The 19677-nt window shown below is 58.3% G+C and carries 19 protein-coding genes and 4 pseudogenes; 10 read left to right on the top strand and 13 right to left on the bottom strand.

Features of this window, described 5'->3' with window-relative positions:
- Positions 1 to 2: 2 nt before the first annotated feature.
- Positions 3 to 980: an NmrA family NAD(P)-binding protein gene (locus G9X64_RS01410; protein WP_168317195.1), complete on the top strand. Its 978-nt coding sequence runs from the start codon at positions 3 to 5 to the stop codon at positions 978 to 980.
- A 20-nt stretch (positions 981 to 1000) separates the two neighbouring features.
- Here G9X64_RS01410 and G9X64_RS01405 read toward each other — a convergent pair whose 3' ends face one another.
- Both G9X64_RS01405 and G9X64_RS01400 read right to left on the bottom strand, forming a co-directional pair.
- Positions 1001 to 1297 carry an I78 family peptidase inhibitor gene (locus G9X64_RS01405; RefSeq protein ID WP_168317194.1) on the bottom strand — a complete coding sequence of 99 codons (297 nt, stop codon included), beginning with the start codon at positions 1295 to 1297 and terminating at the stop codon, positions 1001 to 1003.
- Positions 1298 to 1400: 103 nt separating this feature from the next.
- Entirely contained in the window at positions 1401 to 1655 is a 255-nt protein-coding gene (locus tag G9X64_RS01400) for a cytochrome P450 (RefSeq protein WP_376766380.1), read from the bottom strand.
- Between G9X64_RS01400 and G9X64_RS37215 the strand changes: the two genes are divergently transcribed.
- Positions 1592 to 1882 carry a TetR/AcrR family transcriptional regulator gene (locus tag G9X64_RS37215; protein ID WP_168317193.1) on the top strand — a complete coding sequence of 97 codons (291 nt, stop codon included), beginning with the start codon at positions 1592 to 1594 and terminating at the stop codon, positions 1880 to 1882. The two genes, G9X64_RS01400 and G9X64_RS37215, sit on opposite strands and share 64 nt — an antisense overlap.
- A gap of 294 nt (positions 1883 to 2176) precedes the next feature.
- Here the strand turns inward: G9X64_RS37215 and G9X64_RS01390 are convergent, their stop codons facing one another.
- Both G9X64_RS01390 and G9X64_RS01385 read right to left on the bottom strand, forming a co-directional pair.
- Positions 2177 to 3919, bottom strand: a complete 1743-nt coding sequence (locus tag G9X64_RS01390; RefSeq protein ID WP_168317192.1) for a putative bifunctional diguanylate cyclase/phosphodiesterase — start codon at positions 3917 to 3919, stop codon at positions 2177 to 2179.
- Positions 3920 to 4336: 417 nt separating this feature from the next.
- Entirely contained in the window at positions 4337 to 4717 is a 381-nt protein-coding gene (locus G9X64_RS01385) for a winged helix-turn-helix transcriptional regulator (RefSeq protein ID WP_171375820.1), read from the bottom strand.
- Between the two features lie 43 nt (positions 4718 to 4760).
- Between G9X64_RS01385 and G9X64_RS01380 the strand changes: the two genes are divergently transcribed.
- A complete protein-coding gene (locus G9X64_RS01380) occupies positions 4761 to 5570 on the top strand; it encodes an SDR family NAD(P)-dependent oxidoreductase (RefSeq protein ID WP_171375819.1) in 810 nt (269 codons plus the stop codon).
- Positions 5571 to 5646: 76 nt separating this feature from the next.
- On the opposite strand, the gene G9X64_RS01375 is transcribed toward G9X64_RS01380, so the two are convergent.
- The 4 genes from G9X64_RS01375 to G9X64_RS01360 all read right to left on the bottom strand — a co-directional run bounded on the left by G9X64_RS01375 (position 5647) and on the right by G9X64_RS01360 (position 9703).
- Positions 5647 to 6540, bottom strand: coding sequence for an alpha/beta fold hydrolase (locus G9X64_RS01375; RefSeq protein WP_171375818.1), 894 nt, complete (start codon positions 6538 to 6540; stop codon positions 5647 to 5649).
- 112 nt (positions 6541 to 6652) lie between these two features.
- Positions 6653 to 7822 (bottom strand): amidohydrolase, encoded by a 1170-nt coding sequence (locus tag G9X64_RS01370; protein ID WP_171375817.1) that lies wholly within the window; start codon positions 7820 to 7822, stop codon positions 6653 to 6655.
- Between the two features lie 2 nt (positions 7823 to 7824).
- On the bottom strand, positions 7825 to 8463 hold the full coding sequence (locus G9X64_RS01365) for a GntR family transcriptional regulator (RefSeq protein WP_171375816.1): 639 nt from the start codon (positions 8461 to 8463) through the stop codon (positions 7825 to 7827).
- 385 nt (positions 8464 to 8848) lie between these two features.
- The gene (locus tag G9X64_RS01360; protein WP_171375815.1) at positions 8849 to 9703 is read right to left on the bottom strand and encodes a LysR substrate-binding domain-containing protein; all 855 of its coding nucleotides are present in this window, start codon (positions 9701 to 9703) and stop codon (positions 8849 to 8851) included.
- An 87-nt stretch (positions 9704 to 9790) separates the two neighbouring features.
- Here G9X64_RS01360 and G9X64_RS01355 point away from each other — a divergent pair, with 87 nt between their 5' ends.
- The gene (locus G9X64_RS01355; protein ID WP_171375814.1) at positions 9791 to 10492 is read left to right on the top strand and encodes a haloacid dehalogenase type II; all 702 of its coding nucleotides are present in this window, start codon (positions 9791 to 9793) and stop codon (positions 10490 to 10492) included.
- Between the two features lie 15 nt (positions 10493 to 10507).
- Positions 10508 to 11298 (top strand): annotated as a pseudogene (locus G9X64_RS01350) (aldolase).
- Positions 11299 to 11350: 52 nt separating this feature from the next.
- Here the strand turns inward: G9X64_RS01350 and G9X64_RS01345 are convergent.
- On the bottom strand, positions 11351 to 12271 hold the full coding sequence (locus tag G9X64_RS01345) for a LysR family transcriptional regulator (RefSeq protein ID WP_171375813.1): 921 nt from the start codon (positions 12269 to 12271) through the stop codon (positions 11351 to 11353).
- A gap of 97 nt (positions 12272 to 12368) precedes the next feature.
- On the opposite strand from G9X64_RS01345, the gene G9X64_RS01340 reads away from it, so the two are divergent.
- The 3 genes and pseudogenes from G9X64_RS01340 (at position 12369) to G9X64_RS01330 (ending at position 14358) form a co-directional block, all read left to right on the top strand.
- Positions 12369 to 13160: an SDR family NAD(P)-dependent oxidoreductase gene (locus tag G9X64_RS01340; RefSeq protein WP_171375812.1), complete on the top strand. Its 792-nt coding sequence runs from the start codon at positions 12369 to 12371 to the stop codon at positions 13158 to 13160.
- A 12-nt stretch (positions 13161 to 13172) separates the two neighbouring features.
- A complete protein-coding gene (locus tag G9X64_RS01335; RefSeq protein WP_171375811.1) occupies positions 13173 to 13475 on the top strand; it encodes a putative quinol monooxygenase in 303 nt (100 codons plus the stop codon).
- A 42-nt stretch (positions 13476 to 13517) separates the two neighbouring features.
- Positions 13518 to 14358, top strand: a pseudogene (locus tag G9X64_RS01330) (type 1 glutamine amidotransferase domain-containing protein).
- A gap of 266 nt (positions 14359 to 14624) precedes the next feature.
- On the opposite strand, the gene G9X64_RS01325 reads toward G9X64_RS01330, so the two are convergent.
- Positions 14625 to 15575 (bottom strand): LysR family transcriptional regulator, encoded by a 951-nt coding sequence (locus tag G9X64_RS01325; protein ID WP_171375810.1) that lies wholly within the window; start codon positions 15573 to 15575, stop codon positions 14625 to 14627.
- A 153-nt stretch (positions 15576 to 15728) separates the two neighbouring features.
- Between G9X64_RS01325 and G9X64_RS01320 the strand changes: the two genes are divergently transcribed.
- Complete coding sequence (locus tag G9X64_RS01320) at positions 15729 to 16814, top strand: nucleoside hydrolase (protein ID WP_171375809.1); 1086 nt, start codon at positions 15729 to 15731, stop codon at positions 16812 to 16814.
- 40 nt (positions 16815 to 16854) lie between these two features.
- Here the strand turns inward: G9X64_RS01320 and G9X64_RS37210 are convergent.
- From G9X64_RS37210 to G9X64_RS01305, 3 genes and pseudogenes are all read right to left on the bottom strand, one after another.
- A pseudogene (locus tag G9X64_RS37210) lies at positions 16855 to 17031 on the bottom strand (FCD domain-containing protein); the annotation flags it as partial.
- A 48-nt stretch (positions 17032 to 17079) separates the two neighbouring features.
- Positions 17080 to 17430, bottom strand: a pseudogene (locus G9X64_RS01310) (DinB/UmuC family translesion DNA polymerase); the annotation flags it as partial.
- Positions 17431 to 17527: 97 nt separating this feature from the next.
- Positions 17528 to 18490, bottom strand: a complete 963-nt coding sequence (locus tag G9X64_RS01305; RefSeq protein WP_171375808.1) for an AraC family transcriptional regulator — start codon at positions 18488 to 18490, stop codon at positions 17528 to 17530.
- Between the two features lie 110 nt (positions 18491 to 18600).
- Here G9X64_RS01305 and G9X64_RS01300 point away from each other — a divergent pair, with 110 nt between their 5' ends.
- On the top strand, positions 18601 to 19656 hold the full coding sequence (locus tag G9X64_RS01300) for an aldo/keto reductase (protein WP_171375807.1): 1056 nt from the start codon (positions 18601 to 18603) through the stop codon (positions 19654 to 19656).
- Positions 19657 to 19677 lie beyond the last annotated feature (21 nt).

Below are 19677 nucleotides of genomic sequence, written 5' to 3'. Positions count from 1 at the left end.
CCATGCGTATTGCTGTCGTTGGCGCGACCGGCAGGATCTGTGCCAAACTTACCGAGAACCTCTTGGCCAAAGGCCATTCAGTCAAAGCCCTTTCGAGAGGAGGGCCCGCGCTCGATGCACTCGTCGCGAAAGGAGCAGAACCGTTCCTTGGCAGCTTCGACACTGGTGATGGTGAGCTTAGCGCGTTCTTCGAAGACGCTGACGCTGCATTCCTAATGGTCAAAACCATTTGGGAGGCGGAGGATCTTCATGGTCACTACCCTACGGTAGCGCTTCGGCTTTTCGACGCACTTCGGGATTCCCCGGTGAAATTTGCCGTGAGCCTGACCGGAATGGGATCCGAGGTCAGCGGAAATACTGGCCATTTCCAGGGCTTCCACATTCTGGATCAGATCCTCAACCGACTACACGACATCAATTTGGTGCACCTGCAGGGTGGCTGGTTCATGGAGGACCTGTCCAGGTGGGTCGACCCGATCGCGCAGTACGATAGGATCGGCTGGTCGCTTGACCCCAACGTCAAAGCTCCTTGGGTTGCCATTCAAGACATCGCGGATTTCGCGGCGAAGGAGTTCGACACGCCGACTGACCGGCACCGATCGGTCAAGCAACTGGGCATCGATTACACGATGACCGAGATCGCCGCGATGATCAGCCGCGCACTCGGTAGAGTGGTGGGTTATCGCTTTGTCGATCCGAGCGATCGCGAGGTCGAAACGGTATTCCGGGAGAGGTTCGGAACTCTCGAACGGTGGGTCTATGATAAGGACACCTTGGCTGCTCTTAACGATGGGCGTGTAAAATTTCGCGATGATCGTCCTGCGCTGCGCACGACAATGGAAGAATTCGTCAACGACACCCTCAGGCCGCTTATTGAGAAGGCGCGGACGGATGGCGTCAAAAAAGAGACCTTCCTGACGTGGAGCTCACAAACGTCATCGAGGCCTATAGCCACAAAGGCTCTCCGGATTGATGGGTAGAGAAGGGTAATGCCCGAGCCTCAACCGCACATGGCACCCACCACGCGTCCTGAAACAGGATCGGTCTCGATCGTCACGCGATCCTCCCGGTAGTCATGGGTCACCATCTGGCCAGGTTCGATCTGACGGACGGACTTGGCGTTCGTCCGCTTCATCGCCTCCGCGTCGGTCGGCTTTGGACCGCCGACAAGGCTTGCGGCGGCGCGATCGTCACAAGGTCCTTCTCCGGAAACGGTCGCGGTCGGATCAACGCACGCGGCGAGAATGGACACCAGCCCTGCAATGAGGACGGGATAAAGCGTTTTCGGCGTGAGCATTCGCAACGTCTCCTTTGAATCGGCTCTCACATTTACCGATCACCGGCAAGCTAGCGCAACACAAGCTTCATGCGGGGTGCCCGGTCGGGCCGCAGCGTCACTTTCATGATGGGTTTTGGTGGATGGGGCTCGGCGGCGGCGAGCCTGACCTTCTGCGGGAGCACCGCAAGGATGTAGCGGCTTCCATGACTGCAAAGGCATTGCCGATGCAGACACGCGGACCGGCACCGAAGGGTATGTAGGCATAGCGATGCCGTGCCTTGGCCGCCTCCGGGCTGAAGCGATCCGGGTCGAATGTTTCCGGATTGGACCAGAGGGAGGCGTGATGATGCACCGCGTAGATCGGGACGATCAGCATGGTTCCGACCGGGATACGGTATTCGCCAAGTTGGCTTTGCCAATGTCTGGATCGTCTCGACGTACTGGGCGGTCTATCTCAGCCTTCAGGAAGGCATCGACAATCTAGAAGCAGAGCATCTCGGTTGGGGCCTCAAGCAGGTCACGAGCTTGTTCAAGCCGTACCTGTCGGACGGAGCAAAGGTAGAGCTGGAGACCATGCTTAGGCGCCCCCTTCGCTCAGCCTGAAATGCAGCCGCCGGATCCGGGAGAGGCGCCGACGCATTAGCCTTTGCTTAGGATGCATTTCTCGGCATGGAGCTTCTACCACCAGCTTGCCGCTATTATATCAGATCCACGAGCAGCGGGACTGCGTTGAAGGTGGTGGACGCGGATTTATGCCAGCCGGCCTTATCGCAGCATCTCAAAAGCTTCGTGACGGTTGGACTATGACCACAGGCTGCCTGAACCAACACCTCAATTATATCGTCTCAGGGCCGCAGAAGCTGCAGCGATCGTTCAACCTGATGGCCCAATTTCGGCTCAGGCGCCGTTCCTGTGGGGCTTGTTAGCGATTGGACAGCTCGCCTGCATCGGGCCCGGGTGCAATAGGAGTTCGACAACACTCAGGAAGGGAACCGGCTTGCCGTAGCGGTATCCCTGCCCGAAGGGACATCCCAGTCCGATGAGTGTCCGTTCCTGCTCCTCGGTCTCAATGCCTTCCGCGATCGTCTTGAGCCCCATCTCGCGACTTAGGCCGACAAGTGCGCGCGTGATCGCGATATCCGATGGGTTATCATTGATATGCTGCACGAAGCCTCGGTCAATCTTAAGGGTCGTCAGCGGATAGCGCTGCAACGAGCCTAGCGAAGCGTAGCCCGTGCCGAAGTCGTCAAAGGCAATCCCCACTCCCAGATCACGAAGCGCCGTCATCGCCTCGAACGACTGGTCGTCATTTGCGAGCGTAATGGTTTCCGTCACTTCCAGTTCGAGCCGGTCCGGCTTCAGCGAGTGGCGTTGAAGGGCATTAGCAACCTTATGAATGAGGTTAGGAGCGCGCAGCTGGCCTGGAAAGAGGTTGACGCCCACCTTGATGTCATACCCATTCGCTTGCAAAGCTCCCGCACGTGCGGCAGCTTGATCGAGCGTCCACCAGCCAATTTCCAACGCCAGAGCACTCTGGTCCAAAGCCGGCAGAAACGCGCCCGGGGTAAGCAGGCCTCGCTGCGGATGGTGCCAGCGGAGCAAAGCTTCCAGCCCGACGATCCGCTTATCCAGAAGGTCGACCTGGGGCTGATAAAACAACTCCAGCTCGCCGCCGCGTAGTGCCCGGAGGAGCTCGTCGCGCATTTCCCGGCGTGCAGCGGTTTCACTACGCATCGAAGCATCATAAAGGCGTATGACGTTCCCGCCCTCGGCCTTAGCTCGGTACAATGCAAAATCGGCGCTTGCGATGAGCTCCTCATTATCCTGTCCATGAGCGGGTGCAAGCGCTATGCCGATGCTAGTCCCAAGCTCGAGCACCTGTCCCCCTACGTCGAACGGCTTGCGGAATGCTTCGAGAATGGCTTGCGCCTGCGCGTGTGCCGCTAGTGGGTTGTTGATCCCGGGCAGGAGCACAGCAAACTCATCACCTCCGATACGGGCGATCTCGGCATTTCGGCCGAGCATGTAGGGAAGGCGAACGCCAATCGCCTGTAGCAGTGAATCGCCGACCAGGTGTCCATGGGTATCGTTGACCTCCTTGAACCCATCCAGGTCGAGGAGAATGATGGAAGCCGCGTTACCGGCCGCGAGGGATTCTGCAAGAAGGGTCGAAAAGCGATGGCGATTGGAGAGGCCCGTCAATGTATCCTGACGGGCCAGCCGAAGCAGCTTGCTCTCACGTTCCCGGCGATCGCTGATGTCGGTAATGACAGCGCCCGCGCAAAATCCCCGCTTTCCGTTCCAGACTGAGAGGGTGATTTCGATGGGAAACTCCGTGCCGTCTTTCTTCAGGGCGCAAACCTCGACCGGCCGCCCACCAAGGTGGGGCGCCTGCCCCCCTGCCACCCGCTGCAGCCCCGCCATATGGGCGCCCCGCATTCGCTCAGGGATGATGATCATGATCGGCTGCCCGATCATTTCAGACCGCGTGTAACCAAATAGCTTGCATGCAGACGGGTTGACGAACTCGATGTCGCCTCTGCTATCGATTGAAACCAGAGAAAGGTTCGTCGCCTCCGCGAATTTCGCCACGGTTAAGGCGAGCTGCCTGTTGGTTTTAGGAGGCAGGGTATTTGACATGGGGCCCACGGTGTTGGGATTGGGACTACCTTGCAGTGACGCTGCTGATGCTGCTCTATATGAGTGAAGTTTGATTTAATTTCTGAAACGAAGCTTTGCGATGGGAACCCGCCAGGCGGCCGCTAGCGTGGCACATCGCCTCTCATAATCGAGTTCCCCATGACCAGACCCAAAATCAAGACCTCGCTTATCAACATGTTTCGTTGATGGGCATGATGTCTGCCGGCTTTCCGTCTTTGTCGGTACCGGGATGCAGGCGCTCAATCAGTACACCAGCGATACTCCAGGTCGTTCTCAGTGGTCACGAGGACTCGTCCTGTATGGTCTTCGCCAAACATTGCCCTTGCCGGGGCGGCGCAACTTCCCTGAATGAACTTGGCAACGACGCATTCGGCTTCCACTGGCTTGGCCTCTTCCCTAGCCTCTAGGATGTCGGCGCGAAAAGTCCCTCATTGCTGTGAGAACCGGCATCAGATCACGGCCGGAGGCTGCAAGTTCATATTCAACACGTGGAGGCTGCTCTTCGTAATCGTGTCTCCTCACGAGGCCATCGTCTTCGAGCTCTCGAAGATGTTGCGTTAGCATTTTCTGCGAAACACCTGGAATATCCCGCAATAGCCGCGACGTTCGCATCGACGCACTTTCAAAAAGACGGAACAAGATTGGAAGTTTCCATCGGCCCTCGACCATATTGAGCGTTCTCGTTACGTGAGCGACCGAACCGTCCGGGCCGAGGCAGACGTTTCGATCGTCTTCCAATTCCATAGGCACTTTTAAGTACGTAATTGCCTCATTCACGGTGCTGTCCTTTAGTTGCGTCCTCGTTAGAAGGGAGGTCGTGATGGATCTAAAACTCGACGGTAAGGTGGCCTTGGTGACCGGCAGCAGCAAGGGCATCGGCGAAGGAATTGCTGAAGCGCTCGCTCGCGAAGGGGCAATCGTGATCGTTCATGGTCGAAACAGAGATAAAGCCGAAGAGGTTGCTCACAAGATCTGTAGCGAAGGCGGGCGCGCAGTTGCTGTTGTCGGTGATTTGACGAAAGACGACGAGGTCGAGCACCTTGTCAATGAAGCGCAGACTCTCGTCGGACCTGTAGAAATCCTCATCAACAATGCCGGCGGCTCCGGTCAATCGGAGGACTGGTCGACGACGCGAACCGAGACGTGGGTCAGCGGATATGACCGGAATGTGCTAGCTGCCGTGAGGATGACATCTCACTTGCTGCCCAACATGCGGGCTGCGAAGTGGGGAAGGATTATAAACATCTCGAGCCTCGCGGGTATGATGCCTCCGTCCAAAAAGCCGGACTACGCCGCAGCAAAGGCGGCGATGATTGCAATGACCGCCTCGTTGGCAAAGGCGGTAGCGCATGAAGGCATTACGGCGAATACAGTCTCGCCCGGAACGATTCACAGCGCCAGTCTTGATGAAGCGTTCCGCAAGGCGGCCCTTACGCAAGGGCTTGCGCCAGATGCACCATGGCCCGAAGTCGAAAGGGTCGCACTGCCAATGTTCGCGCAAGTGCCAATTGGGCGGGTTGGCACAGTGGAAGAAATTGCCGATGCTGTCGCCTTCCTCGCGAGCCCGCGTGCGAGCTATATCACCGGGGCTAATCTGCGGCCTGATGGAGGAATGTGGCCCGGCCTCTAGACGGATACGAAAGGAGCGCCACGCCCACGGATCGGCAATCGGTGCGGCTCCAAGTCCAACGAACCGATTGCGGCCTCTAGGACGCGAAACCGCACCAACCTTGAACTGTTGTTGTAGCGTCGGCGAAATCATGTGGCGCCTCCCAGGGCAGATTATGTCCGCACCCGACCACTCGATGCTCGTGTCGTGCTTTGAACATCGGGGCATGATCAGCCGTTCCGCCGGGCTTTAACGGATCTTGCGTCCCGTCGATAGTGATCGCGGGGACGGTTATGGGTGGCTTTTCGGCCAACCGCGTTTCCAGATCAGCCAGAGCGGGATCTCCCACTGCGTTCCCGAAGTCGAAGCGATAGGAGTGGATGACGACATCGACGAAGTCCGGATTGTCGAAAGAGGCCGCTGTCCGGTCAAACGTCGCGTCGTCAAACGCCCAGGTCGGCGACCACTGCTTCCAGAGGATCCTGCACAAATCCCGGCGGTGGAGAGCCAAGCACTCGCGGCCGCGCTCGTGCTGAAACAAATGTTGGTACCAGACAGCCTGTTCCAGGCTGGGCTGGTAGGCGTGGCCGAGCCGGTTCACGTCGATCACGTCGTAGCCCGCATAGGAGACCAGGCCGGCCACTCGATCGGGCCACAGTGCCGATGCAACGCATGAAGCAAGGCCGCCCCAATCATAGCCGGCGAGAACGGCCTTCTCGATATCAAGAGCGTCGAGCAAGTCGATGACATCCTTGCCGAGAGCGGCCTGCTGACCGCTGCGCATCGTGGAGCTGGACCGGAAGCGCGTTGGACCAAAGCCGCGCAGGTACGGGACGATCACCCGCGCTCCCGCTTCCGCTAGGCGAGGGGCCACCTCATCATAGGCGTGGATGTCGTACGGGAATCCATGGCTCAGCACCACAGGCCAACCGTCGGGCGAGCCGTGTTCAAAATAAGCAATTTCGAGTGTTTTGGTTTTGACTGTTCGCATGAAGATCCTCACATCCGGAACTGTTCAGCGACGCACTTCTCTCCGAGCGCCTGCCATGGCGGCGGCTTGGGGTAGCTTCAGGACGCTTAGGAGAGGGCGCGAACGCGGGTTATCATTGCAGTTGCTGTTCAACGACTGCGGCGAAATAGGACGCCCCAAATGGCAGGGCCTCGTCATTGAAGTCAAACCACGCGCTGTGAAGGATGCGGCCATTGTCATCGGGCCCATTACCAATCCATCCATAGCACCCGGGGCGGTCTTCAAGCATGAATGCGAAGTCCTCGACAATCATCGTCTGCGGCGGGTTTGTCTCGACTTTAGTGAATACCGACAAGCCTGCAGCTTCGGCCGCTTGCGCCGCCGGCTCGGAGTTAACGAGGGTCGGATATTGCTGAGCGTACGACACCTTGCAGTGGGCACCTGTCGACAACGCTATACCTTCGACGACGCGGCGAAGCGCCGGTTCCGCTGCCGCGCGTGCTCGGGGAGAGAAAGCTCTCACCGTGCCTCGAATGGTGACTGAGTTCGGCAAGACGTTGTAAGCGTCCCCACCATGGATCTGCGTCGCGCTAAGGACAAGGGCGTCGAGTGGATCAGTGTTTCGCGCGGCAATTTGCTGAAGCGCGACGAGGATATGGCCGGCCGTCAGAACAACATCAGCGCCCTTGTGTGGTTGCGCTGCGTGCATGCCCTTGGACGAAACCTCTATCTCAAAGCTATCGCCTGACGCCATCATCGGGCCGGACTTGACCGCGAAGGCTCCGACGTCCATTCCCGGCCAGTTATGCAAGCCGTAGATCTCGTCGCAGTGAAAATTGTCGAACAACCCTTCGCGGATCATGCGAGCCGCGCCGCCATCCGCGCCTCCCATTTCCTCTGCCGGCTGAAAGATGAAAACAACGCGGCCCGAAAAATTGCGGGTTTCGGCAAGATAGCGCGCGGCACCCAGCAGCATGGCTGTATGCCCATCGTGCCCGCAAGCGTGCATGACCCCGACGTTCCTCGAACGGTGTCCAAAATCGTTGCGCTCCCCGATAGCGAGCGCGTCCATGTCGGCGCGAAGACCGATGGAGCGTTCGCCTCTTCGACCCCCGTACAGGACGCCAACGACGCCGGTTCCGCCAATGCCTTCGCTGACCTCGATCCCGAAGGACCGAAGTTTGTCAGCGACGAACTTTGCTGTTTGATGCTCTTGATAGGAAAGTTCTGGATTGGCATGAAGATGACGCCGCCACTTGCTCATCTCGTCATGGAATTCTGCGATCCTGTTGATGACCGACACAATCAGTACTCCGTGTTCTGAATGTCGCGATAGGCTAGCTGGAGATGCTCCGTCAGGCGGTCAATTGCGCCGTCCGCATCCGCGTTGCGGCAGGCCTGCAGCAGTTCGCGATGCTCGGCAGCCGATTTCTCCGATCTGACAACGATGGACTTCGCAATCGTTTCCGCAAAAGCAGATGCCCTGTTGAGATGCTCGATGGTCCTCATGAGCGTTCGCCGGCCTGAGGGACGGTAGAGCGCATGATGGAATTCCCAATTCAACTGGGAGAGCTTGTAGAGGTCGTGTTCTGCGTCAGCTGCATCGAGCGCCATCTCTGCCTTGGCGAAATCAAGCTTTGTGTGGTGCTCAAGCGCAGACTTGAGTGCAAGCGGTTCCAGCAGAAGGCGCATATCAAACAGATCGCGCACCATTTGCGGATCAGGTTGTGCAACACGTGCTCCCTTGAAGCCGACTGCCTCGACTAACCCTTCCTCGGCGAGTGACTGAAGCGCGTGCCGGAGAGGAGTGCGACTGATACTCAGGTGTCCCGACAAGGCTTCCTGCCTCAGGGGCTGACCGGGACGATATGTCCCACTCAGGATAAGCGTCCTAATCTTGTCGGTTGCCGCTTCCGACCGGGTCTTTTCAGTATCCAAAATCATAATTGTATCCAATAATAGAAATGCTAGGCTGTCAAGCAGCGGTGCGTGCGGGAGAATGAAGTAATGGTCCGGTTGCCCCTCACTCCGACTTTACGTCGCTGGAGCGTGGTATGGGCCCAGTGAACCAACCGCATGCCAATATTAGCTGTTTCCCCAGCGCCTTCGTGAGCTTGCGGTGAAGCTCGGCGAGCGGGTCGTGGAGTGTCGGAGGCTGCGGATAGCCTCACGGGAGTCCGCAGTTAGCTATATTTCTTCCCAGCTAAGCTGGTCGGCAGGACTGAGCATGCGGTCCGCTTAATCACGCGTCGAAAGTTCGAATTGGTTCAAGGCGGGATTTTCGAAACTGTGGTTGTCGGTCAGATCTGGACCAGTATCGTGGCAGGTGCTACCCCAAGCTATTCGCGAGGAAACGCCCCAGGAACTTCGCTTCGTTGGACAGGCTTGCCCGACCTTTCACCAGTGCCAATTCCGACAGCGGTTGTTCCTCGAATCCATCGTTGGGCCCAAGTTGCCGATGTTCGGGAAGCACCGCGTCGGATGGCAACAGGCTGATTCCGAGGCCGGAGGCGACTGCCGCCTGCACACCCATCAGACCCTGGCTCGTATAGGCGATCCGCCATCGGCGACCGCTTTGCTCGATCGCGCGGATCGCACGATCCCGGTAGATGCATCCGACCGGAAACACCGCAAGCGGCACGGGGTCGGCCTCTAGGGAACCGGCGGCGCCTTTCACCCAAACCAGCTTTTCCTTCCAGCTGGCGAGACTTGCTCCAGTGCCGGGCTCACGTTTGATCAGAGCGAGATCGATTTCGCCAGCGTCCAGTTGACGTCGGAGCTCTGTGCTCCAGCCGCTGACAGTGTCGAGCCTGATGTGGGGCGATGCGGCAGAAAATCCCGAGAGGAGGTCGATCAGGCGCCGGCCGGCAAAATCCTCCGGCACCCCGAGGCGCACGGTTCGGGGTGCCGAGGGTCTCCGCATTGCTTCGCTGGCTTCCTCTGCGGTCGCAAGGATTCTGCGGGCGTAGCTCAACAGTCTTTCCCCGGCCTCAGTCGTCTCTACGGTTCCGGACGATTTGTCCCGCAGCAACAGCACGGAGTCGATGTTTTGCTCAAGCTTCTTAACCTGCTGGCTCACCGTCGATTGCGTCAGATGCACCCTTTCGGCAGCCTTAGTGAAGCCGCCGCAATCGACGACGGCAGCAAAGGTTTTCAGAAGATCCAGATCGAAAGCGAAGCTCATTTGATTTCTCGATTGATGGCATTTTGAGATTTAATTTTGCAATGAGCGTTGTGTTTGTCAATCTGCAGAAAATGCAGGAGACGAGACATGACATTGCCAGGCCCCAAATCAACATGGCTGACCTTTGATTGCTACGGCACCCTTATCCAATGGGACGAAGGGCTGCTGGCTGCGATGGATCGGATCCTGTCCGCAAAAGGCGGAAACATTGATCAGAAGAGCTTCATTCGGGTTTACGACGGACACGAACATGCACTGGAAGTGGAGCGTCCTCACCGAACATTTGCCGAGGTTAGCGCTTTTGCTCTGGAACAGGCCATGGTTGAATTCGGCCTTCCGTTCGAGGCGGCGGATGCCGAAATCCTGACCTCCTCCATCGGCAAGATGCCGCCGTTTCCGGAGGTTGTTGCAACGCTAAAGATGTTGAAGGATGCCGGTTTTCGCCTGGCGATCATCTCGAACACAGACGATGCCATCATCGCCGGAAATGTGGCTCAGTTGGGTGGTTCAATCGACCGCGTTATCACTGCTGAGCAGGCCGGTTCCTACAAGCCTTCCAGCCAGACGTTCCATCACGCCTGGAGAACCCTTGGCATTGGAACGGAAGATTTGCTGCACATCTGCGCCAGTCCGCATCTCGATCTTGTCGCAGCGCGTGAGCTTGGATTTCGCACCATCTGGGTTGACCGTGGTACGGGCCGCGAACCACTCTCTAATTACCAGCCAAACGCCGTCGTTCCGACGCTCGACGAGGTGCCGGCCATCCTGGCTGCGGCTGGCTGGATGTAATCCAAGGAGACAGACATGGCGCATGAATTGAAGATTTCGCAGACGAACAATAATCCCCATCACAATCTCCCATTGGATAGCGAAGAGATCTGGCAGGCGCGAGTCGATCTGGCCGCCTGCCTTCGCATGGCGGCCCGTCTTGGCCTTGAAGAGGGGATTTGCAATCATTTCTCCGCCATCGTACCTGGCCATCCCGACCTCTTTATCGTCAACCGGCTTGGCTGGGCCTTCCAGGAGGCGACTGCCTCATCATTACTGATATGCGATTTCGAGGGCAATGTGGTTGCCGGCGACGGTGTGCCGGAAGCGACCGCCTTCTTCATCCACGCGCGTCTGCACAAGATGGCGCCTCGAGTAGGAGCTGCCTTTCATACCATATGCCGAATGCGACGGCGCTCAGCATGGTAGAAGGCGAGCCGCTGGTCTGGGCAGGACAGACGGCACTCAAGTTCTACGGCCGTGTCGCGGTGGATGAGGCCTATAACGGCCTCGCCCTTGACGAAAGCGAAGGCGACAGGATCGCCTCCGTCCTTGGCGAGAAGGATATCCTGTTCATGAAAAACCATGGCGTCATGGTCTGTGCACCCAACATCGCCGAAGCCTGGGACGATCTCTACTACCTCGAGCGGGCCGCCGAAGTTCAGTTGAAGGCGATGGGCTCGGGCCGCAAACTCCTACCGGTCTTGCCTGCTGTCGCGGCTGGTGCGGCGCAGCAGATGCGGGAGGGGGACCCGGAAAGTGCCAGGATGCATCTGGAAAGTATCCGCCGGGTACTCGACCGGCAAGCGCCGGACTATCGAGACTGATCGGATAGGAAAGGTGAGGCGTTTCGAAACACCTTTGCCCATAATCCTCAGGTCAGGTCATCCCATTCAGCAACGGCTGATCAGCCAATGTGACAACCATATGCTCGATGAAGGCGCGGACACGATGGGGCAGGGGACCGCCGCCGACATAGACGGCGTGAACAAGTTCGAGGTCGCCGGGGTTGTAGTCTTCGAGCAGAGGCATCAACCGCCCCGCCTCAATCTCGTCCGCCACATGGAACAGACCCACGCGGGTAATGCCAGCACCCGCCAGCGCCATCTGCTTCATTGTCTCGCCGTTGTTAACGACGATACTGCCTTTGACTGGTTGCGCGATGTCACGGTCATGGTCACGAAACGGCCATGACGGCCGTGCGCGCCGGAAATTGAACGTCAGGCAGTCGTGTCCTCCGAGATCCGCTGGAAATTGCGGCGACCCCCTGCGCTTGAGGTAGTCGGGTGAAGCGCAGACTACGCGCCGGCTCTGCCCGAGCTTGCGGGCGATCAGCCCGCTGTCCGGCAAGTTGCCCATCCGGATGGCGACGTCGGTGTTCTCCGCAACCAGATCGACGATCCCATCCGTGAACGAGAGATCCACGATCAGATCGGGATTGCGTGCAACGAACCCCGGCATGGCCGGCGCGACGAACATCGTGCCGAACGGTATCGTTGTATTGATCCGCAGTCGCCCGCGCACCGCGCCACCCGCGGCCTCCTGATCCGCCTCGTTCAGTTCCTGCAAAATCCGAAGCGCCGCATGATGATAGGCCTCGCCTTCTTGCGTGAGTGTCAGGGCGCGGGTGGTTCGCACCAGCAGGCGAGTCCCGAGCCTTGTTTCGAGGCGTGCGATCAGCTTGCTGACCGCCGATGGCGTAATGTCGAGGTTGCGAGCTGCTGCGGAGAATCCTCCGTCCTGAACGACGCGGGCAAACACTTCCATTTCTCCCGAACGTTCCATTAGAATGCGCGGCATTAATGATCCTCATTCACAGGTGCATGTCCTCTGTGGGCAATAGTACCTCCGGCTTTCAAATCATAAATTGTCTTCAGCATCAATCTGGAGACACGACATGGATTTGCAACTCAACGGAAAGATCGTGCTTGTGACCGGCGCCACCGCCGGCATAGGTTTCGAAATCGCCCGCTCTCTCGCCACGGAAGGCGCGCGGGTTGTCGTCACGGGCCGCGACCGCGCCAAGCTCGACAGCGCAATCGCTTCCGTCAAGGCATCCGGTGGATCGGGTATCACTGGCGTTCTGGCAGACGCTGCCAGCGCCCAAGGCGCCGCGATCATCACAAGGGCCGAACCTTCGGTCGATATCCTCGTCAACAATCTCGGCATCTACGAGAGCAAGGCTTTTGGCGACATCACCGACGCCGACTGGAGCCATCTGTTCGACGTCAATGTCATGAGCGGCGTGCGCCTGTCCCGAACCTATCTTCCCGGTATGCTGGAGCGCAACTGGGGCCGTATCGTCTTTATCTCCAGTGAGTCAGGCCTCGCCATTCCGCAGGATATGATCCACTACGCAACGACCAAGACGGCACAGCTTTCGGTCTCACGCGGCTTGGCGCAACTGACCCGCGGCACCAATGTCACCGTCAATGCCGTGCTGCCGGGGCCGACCCGCTCGGAGGGCATCGAGGCCTTCCTGCGCAGCCAGGCAAGCGACCCGTCCGCACCGATCAAAGAAATCGAGGCCGAATTCTTCGCCACCGCTCGCTCGGCCTCGATCCTTCAGCGCATGGTGGAAGCGGAAGAGGTGGCAAACCTCGTTGCCTATCTCGCCAGCCCCCGCTCATCCGCCACGAACGGCGCAGCCCTTCGTGCCGAAGGCGGTCTCGTCAACACCATCGCCTGAAGGATATCGGCCATGCCAAACACACCGCTGACCATCATCGCCATCACCACGGCAAGGCCCGGTAAGGAAGCGGCGCTTGGCGCCGCTCAGGAAAAGCTCGTTGCCGAGACCTTGGCCGAAGATGGCTGCCTTCGTTACGAGTTGCATCAGTCGCTCGATGATGGGCGGGTCCGCATCTTCGTCGAAACCTGGCAAAGTGAAGCCCAATGGCGCGCTCATATGCAGGGTGCCGCCATGCAGTGTTTTCAGGCGAGCGGCGTGGGTGACTATTTCGCCGACTTCGCCCTGTACCGGCTGACCAAGCTCGCTGGCTGAGAAGCAACTGCCTTTGCCTTCCCAAACTTTTGGAGCTAAACCATGAATCTTATGCGAGGCCTCGCCATCGCTCTTGCACTCGGCACCAGCACTCTGAGCGCCCATGCCGGAAACGTCCTGATCGTGCTTTCCGATTCCGACCGCCTCGACCTCAAGGACGGCAAGGTGTTCAAGACCGGTTTCTACCTCAATGAACTGATGCAGCCGGTGCAGGCGCTGCTCGATGCCGGCCATGAGATCACTTTCGCCACGCCGGAAGGCACTGCGCCTTCCGTGGACGACCTCCATCGACAAGATGTATTTCGGTGGTGATGAAGCGGCGATGAAAGCCAGCGAGGCGCAGTTGTCGGAACTGGGCCTGATGTCGAGCGACAGGTCGCCTGTCATCAGCCTCGCGCGGGTCGAGCAGATCGGTTACGAGCATTTCGACGCGGTCTATGTGCCTGGCGGTCACGCACCCATGCAAGATCTTCTGGTGAGTTCAGAACTCGGCAAGCTGCTCACCTGGTTTCATGAGAATGGCAGAACGACCGCGTTGGCCTGCCATGGCCCGATCGCGCTGCTTTCTACGCTGCCGGACGCACAAGGTTTCGTGACCCAGTTCGAAACGGCGGGAACGGCAAAGGCGCAAGCGGGCTGGGTCTATGCCGGCTACAGGTTCACCGTCTTCAGTAACCAGGAAGAGGAAATGGCAAAGGGACTGCTGGGTGGCGGCGAGATGAAGTTCTATCCGCAGGATGCACTCACCCAGGCAGGCGCCCAATTCAGTCAGGCAGAGGTAGCTTTCTCGGCACATATAGTGACCGATCGGGAACTTATTACTGGCCAGAACCCCGCCTCCGCCCCGGCCGTCGCCAGAGAGCTACTGGCCCGATTGAAATAGCATCTGCGGATGGCGCGCACGGGGCGACATCGGCTACAGCTAAGAGGCGAATGTGGATCGGGGCCATGTTTGCTGCGCGCTGCATGCATCATGTTTTCGTGTGTGTGAAATTAGAGAGAAAGTGCGATGTAACATCTTTTCAACCGGAAACTCTGGTTCACGTCCTATCTAGGCCTTTGGCTTAGAAATAACGTGGTCGTCGGTTCCGCTCCCATCAAGAGCTGCGCCATGAATCTCGGACGCCGAGAGGTATTCTACCCATCGTCTCAAGCCAGCTTTATTCCGCCCATGTCGAAATCCTCCTCGCGGTACGGAAACCGATAGAACCCGTGAAACTGGGTCGCCAGAAACGTGACGAATGCTTTGATCTGCGGATTGGAAAACCGATGGGCATGATAGTAGATGCCAACGGAGATCGCGTCGGAACTCCATTCCGGTAAGACAGGAACCAGGATCCCGGCGCGAACCTCTTCAATGGCAAACCACTCAGGGAAAAAGCCGATGCCCATCCCCTGAATCACGGATAGCTTTGCGAGCCAGTTGTCGTTGGTCGATGTTCTTCCACTGGGATGTATCACCACACGTTCATGCTCGCTGGCTATCGACCAGGCTCCAGTCCCGCCCGCGGCGCGATTCTCGACGAGCGGATGACGGCGCAATTCGTCGATATTCGCTGGAGTGCCATTCTCGCGAAGATAAGTCGGCGAGGCGTAGAGACCACTGACATAGCGCGCGATACGGCGGTGGATCAAATTCTTGGCCTCTTCTTCCGGCGGTGGACCAGCGAATATGATGCAATCAAGGCTCGCGTCGCGGTGAAACAAGTCCACCTTGTTGAGGACAGCAAGGTCAAAAGAAACATCGCCATTGCGCCTGATATATTGCAGACACATCGGCGCCATAAGGTTGGTCCCCAGTTCGTCCGTCGTTCCGATGCGCAGTTTGACGACACTGCCAAGACGCGTCGTTCGAACGGCATCTTCAGCCCGCTGGCAGGCGCGAACGACATCCTGAGCATGGTTGAGAAACGCATGGCCCTCATCGGTTAGGATAAGCCGGCTTCCCTTTCGTTCGAACAGCGCGGCCCCCAGTTCGGACTCCAGCCGTCTGAGCCCATGGCTGAGGCTGCTTTTCGGAATGCCGTGCCTGCGTGCTGCGTCGGAAAGCGAACCGCTCGAGGCGATCCGTTCGAAGGCGCGAATGTCATCCAGTTGCATAATACCGCTCGTTCAAAATCTTGGACGGTTGTTTGCATCTCAAAGGGATGACAGCAGGTCAAGCGTCAATAAGAGTCGGCGACGACGCCACCGCTGACCATGGCCATCTTTGATCAATCCCGTTCGTAGGATTGGGCGACAGGAGAAACCCGGATGAAAAGACACCGCATGCGATCCTTTGTTCACCAGCTCGCAGCTTCACTTGCTCTGGGTATGTGCCTTTCGACCGTCGGCCATGCCCAGACCACACCTCCCAAATTCATCCTCGACCAGGATTTCGCGGGACCCGGCGGATCTGACCTGCAGCCGATACTTTTCTTTCTCGACAATCCGAAAGCCGAGCTCCTTGGGTTGACGGGCGTAACAGGCGATGAGTGGATGCCCAAGGGCGTTGCCCAGACGCTTCGTTTTCTGGAGATCGCGCAGCATCCACAGATTCCTGTCTACAAGGGCGCATTGATGCCGCTTATCAATACGCCTGATCGTTTGACCGCCTGGGAGGCGCAATACGGGAAGCTGAGCTGGAAGGGAGCGTGGAATAAGCCGGAGACCGATGGCACGACGCAGAACTTCGATCCAATGAAGGTGCCTGAGCTCAAAGAAGGCATGCCGACGACGAAGGCTCAAACGCAATCGGCCGTCGATTTCATGATCGATCAGGTTCACAAATATCCGGGCCAGGTAACGATCGTCGCCGCTGGGCCCTTGACCAATATTGCGCTGGCTGTCAGAACCGATCCGGGATTTGCCTCACTGGTCAAAACCTTGCTGGTCACTGGGGCACCGAAGGCGGCTTTCGATCCCACATCAGGTAAGGTCCTGTCGGCGGATGCCTTCAATTCCATCTTCGATCCGGAAGCTGCCCATATCGTCATGACAGCGGGGTTTCCATCAATTGTGGCAACCGGCCTAGTGACAGATGCCGTGTCCGTCGATGACGCGCTAATCAAGGACATGAAGGCAAAAGCGCCGGCACTGACGGATTATCTCGTGAACAACGCCTGGAAAGATTTACCGATGTGGGATGAGATCACCACGGCGATCGCTATTGATCCAACGCTTGCAACGAAAACCACCGAGGTGTTCGCTGACGTCGATATCGGCGAAGGTCGCCAACGCGGCCAGTTCATCGTCTTCGACGAAAAATCGGCGCCTGCAAAGGTCGGCAAGATCACCGTCGTTCTTGATATCGACCGCGCGCGGTTTCGGAAAATGTTTCTCGAAGCGGTAGCGCGTTAGATCCAGTGCGAGCGGCAAGCGCGTCGGCCCCTTCTGACGCTCAGCGGGGATTGCTGTTCATCATCGAGCTTCGAAACGAATTGATATGCGTCCTGATTGCCTCAGCCGCTGCATCCGGCGCTCTCTGGTTCATCGCTTTGAGAACCGCTTCGTGTTCTTCAGCAATTTCCTGCAAATGGCCTTCATTTTCAAACGAGAGGGCCCAGAATCGTTGAGCGCGTCCATGGACGACTCAGGCTTTTTCGTTTTCGGAACCTTGTTCCTGCTAGAGGTTGAGATCGAGTTGCGGCTGCCCCTCGGTCGCGTCGCTGGGCTGATCGCTGGTCAGGGACGATAGCATCACACCCAACAGTCGCACGGACCGTTTGAAGGGATAGACGGTTGCCAAAAGTCCTGATGCCGCGTCGAAAACATCAGCCATGTTTGCGGACGCCACAGTGCCGGTCCGACTGCGCATCGCCTGGGTGAAGTCCGAGTATTTGATTTTCACGGTGACCGTCTTGCCGCTGATCCCTTGAGCCTCGGAGTAGCGCGAGACCTTCTCGGCGAGCGGCCTCAGTTCAGCCGTCGCGCGTTCGAGATCATCGATATCCTCGACGAATGTGTCTTCCATCCCATCGATTTCGGACTGTTCTTGTTCTGCCCCCAACTCGTTTGACGGCGAGACCGAGGATGCGAAGTCACCCGCTTTGCCGCCGGCGCGATTTGCCTTATCACGCCGCCCGGATGGACCCGTCTTCATACCGGTCGCCGAAATGCGGATCGGTGTAGGTCCTCAGATCCTGCGGAGGATGACCGAACACGCGCTTGAACGTCTGGCTGCATGACGTCCGCGATCGGTATCCATTGTCCTCTGCGATTGTCGCGAAGGCGAGATCCGTCTCGATCAACGCTCGACGCACGCGCTGCATTCGCCACCGCGTCACGTAGTCGAGAGGTGTAACACCCACGACGGATTTGAATTTTTCCGCGAACGACGACCGTGACATGCCGGCAACCGATGCCATTGATGCAACTGACCAATCTGCGGCCACGTCGTTGTGAAAGCTTCGCATGGCGCGCGCGAGCTTTGGGTCAGCGAGGCCAGCAAGCCAACTCGCCTGGCCCGGACCGCTCTCAGCAAGGTAGGCGCGCAACGCCTGCACGAGAAGGATATCCGCAAGGCGATCGACGATCACATTCTCGCCGGGTGCGCCCCCACCCGCTTCAAGGCCAAGAAGTTCCAGCGTCCTACGCAGCGGGCCGGCCGCCGGCGACGAGGCTTTTATGTGAATGATCGTAGGTAGGGCGCTCCTCAGCCAGGCCGCGCCTTCTTCATCGAATACGAACCGTCCGCCAATCGCCACCTTGTCGATTGGACCTTCGCCGAGCTTGATCGTTCCATCCTCGCCTCTCGCGCCAGCAAAATAGACATTCCCGTCGATTTCCTGCGCGTCCTCAGAGTTCGAAGTCCTGTAGGGCCGTCCATCCGTCAGCAGATAGCAGTCACCGGGACCAAGCTCGATCGGTATCGGGTTCCCCTCGACCCACAGTCTGAGACTGCCGGATAGTATCGCCCCGAATTTGATATGGTCGTATCCCCCGAACCTGAGAGCGTAGGGGCCGGAGGACTCGAACCGGATCGTGGCAACCCGCTGGACGGTGAACATTGTCAAAATATCGGAGAGGGGATCCATCTTGCACCTTCGGACGATTGGATACTCATGACGGACTATAGAAGACGTATCGTCCATAGCGCAAGGTCCCAGGCGGTGTTATCTGTCTATCACCACTGCAGGAGAGACAGATGCAATACAGTCAGCTCGGTACGACAGGCACATTCGTTTCACGGCTCTGCCTCGGAACGATGACGTTTGGAGGTAATGCCAATCCCATCGGCAATCTGTCGTTGCAAGAGGCAGACCAGATTGTCGGCAGGGCGATCGATGCCGGTATTAATTTAATCGATACTGCGGACGTCTACACGGGCGGCGGTTCAGAAACTGTACTTGGAGACGCGCTGACCGGTCGCCGCCAGAACCTGGTTCTGGCTACCAAGGTCAGTAGCCGCGTTGGACCCGGCCCGAACGATGTCGGGCAGTCCCGGACCCATATCATGGCCGGTCTTGAGGCAAGCCTGGGGCGGTTGAAGACCGACTATGTCGATCTCTACCAGCTCCACAATTTCGATCGTGTCACGCCGATGGAAGAGACACTTCGCGCCCTCGACGATGCGGTCCGGCAAGGAAAGGTCCGCTACATCGGTTGCTCGAACTACATGGCCTGGCAGGTCCTGAAGGCGCTTGGCATATCCGATCTGAACCGGTCGGCACGCTTTGTCTCTGTCCAGTCCTATTACTCACTGGCTGGGCGCGACATCGAGCGTGAACTCGTTCCGGCGGTTACTGATCAGGGGCTTGGATTGTTGTGCTGGAGCCCACTGGCAGGGGGCTTGCTCTCGGGCAAATTCGACCGCAACGGCACCGAGGACAAGGAGTCGCGCCGAGTCAAGCTTCAGTTCCCTCCTGTTGACACCGAGCGCGCTTTTGAAGTCGTCGATGTTCTCCGGGACCTTGCTCCGAAGCACGCTGCGACACCGGCTCAGATCGCTTTGGCATGGCTCCTGTCGCGAAAAGCGGTGACGAGCGTCATCGTTGGCGTCAAGCGTGTCGAACAGCTTGACGACAATCTTGGTGCGACCGGCGTCTCTCTCGACGAGGACGACCTACAACGGCTCGACGAGGCGAGCCGACTGCCACCGTCCTATCCCGGGTGGATACAGACTTACCGGGCGAATTCGCGCGTGCCGCAAGGCCACCGGTTTGCTGGTCCGAGCTGGGGACCGGGCGACGCGCCTGTCTGATTTCTCAACAAGACGAACAGA

It is taken from the genome of Rhizobium sophorae (genome assembly GCF_013087515.1).
Lineage (GTDB): Bacteria > Pseudomonadota > Alphaproteobacteria > Rhizobiales > Rhizobiaceae > Rhizobium > Rhizobium sophorae.
Note: the sequence above shows the minus strand (reverse complement) of the source record. Positions and strands in the feature narration are given on the sequence as shown.

Bases quoted from the DNA above. Each gene is read 5' to 3' on its own strand.
- G9X64_RS01410 (WP_168317195.1), top strand. From the start codon at position 3: ATGCGTATTGCTGTCGTTGGCGCGACCGGCAGGATCTGTGCCAAACTT.
- G9X64_RS01405 (WP_168317194.1), bottom strand. From the start codon at position 1,297: ATGCTCACGCCGAAAACGCTTTATCCCGTCCTCATTGCAGGGCTGGTG.
- G9X64_RS37215 (WP_168317193.1), top strand. From the start codon at position 1,592: ATGTTTCCGGATTGGACCAGAGGGAGGCGTGATGATGCACCGCGTAGA.
- G9X64_RS01400 (WP_376766380.1), bottom strand. From the start codon at position 1,655: ATGCTGATCGTCCCGATCTACGCGGTGCATCATCACGCCTCCCTCTGG.
- G9X64_RS01390 (WP_168317192.1), bottom strand. From the start codon at position 3,919: ATGTCAAATACCCTGCCTCCTAAAACCAACAGGCAGCTCGCCTTAACC.
- G9X64_RS01380 (WP_171375819.1), top strand. From the start codon at position 4,761: ATGGATCTAAAACTCGACGGTAAGGTGGCCTTGGTGACCGGCAGCAGC.
- G9X64_RS01375 (WP_171375818.1), bottom strand. From the start codon at position 6,540: ATGCGAACAGTCAAAACCAAAACACTCGAAATTGCTTATTTTGAACAC.
- G9X64_RS01365 (WP_171375816.1), bottom strand. From the start codon at position 8,463: ATGATTTTGGATACTGAAAAGACCCGGTCGGAAGCGGCAACCGACAAG.
- G9X64_RS01360 (WP_171375815.1), bottom strand. From the start codon at position 9,703: ATGAGCTTCGCTTTCGATCTGGATCTTCTGAAAACCTTTGCTGCCGTC.
- G9X64_RS01355 (WP_171375814.1), top strand. From the start codon at position 9,791: ATGACATTGCCAGGCCCCAAATCAACATGGCTGACCTTTGATTGCTAC.
- G9X64_RS01345 (WP_171375813.1), bottom strand. From the start codon at position 12,271: ATGCCGCGCATTCTAATGGAACGTTCGGGAGAAATGGAAGTGTTTGCC.
- G9X64_RS01340 (WP_171375812.1), top strand. From the start codon at position 12,369: ATGGATTTGCAACTCAACGGAAAGATCGTGCTTGTGACCGGCGCCACC.
- G9X64_RS01335 (WP_171375811.1), top strand. From the start codon at position 13,173: ATGCCAAACACACCGCTGACCATCATCGCCATCACCACGGCAAGGCCC.
- G9X64_RS01325 (WP_171375810.1), bottom strand. From the start codon at position 15,575: ATGCAACTGGATGACATTCGCGCCTTCGAACGGATCGCCTCGAGCGGT.
- G9X64_RS01320 (WP_171375809.1), top strand. From the start codon at position 15,729: ATGAAAAGACACCGCATGCGATCCTTTGTTCACCAGCTCGCAGCTTCA.
- G9X64_RS01305 (WP_171375808.1), bottom strand. From the start codon at position 18,490: ATGGATCCCCTCTCCGATATTTTGACAATGTTCACCGTCCAGCGGGTT.
- G9X64_RS01300 (WP_171375807.1), top strand. From the start codon at position 18,601: ATGCAATACAGTCAGCTCGGTACGACAGGCACATTCGTTTCACGGCTC.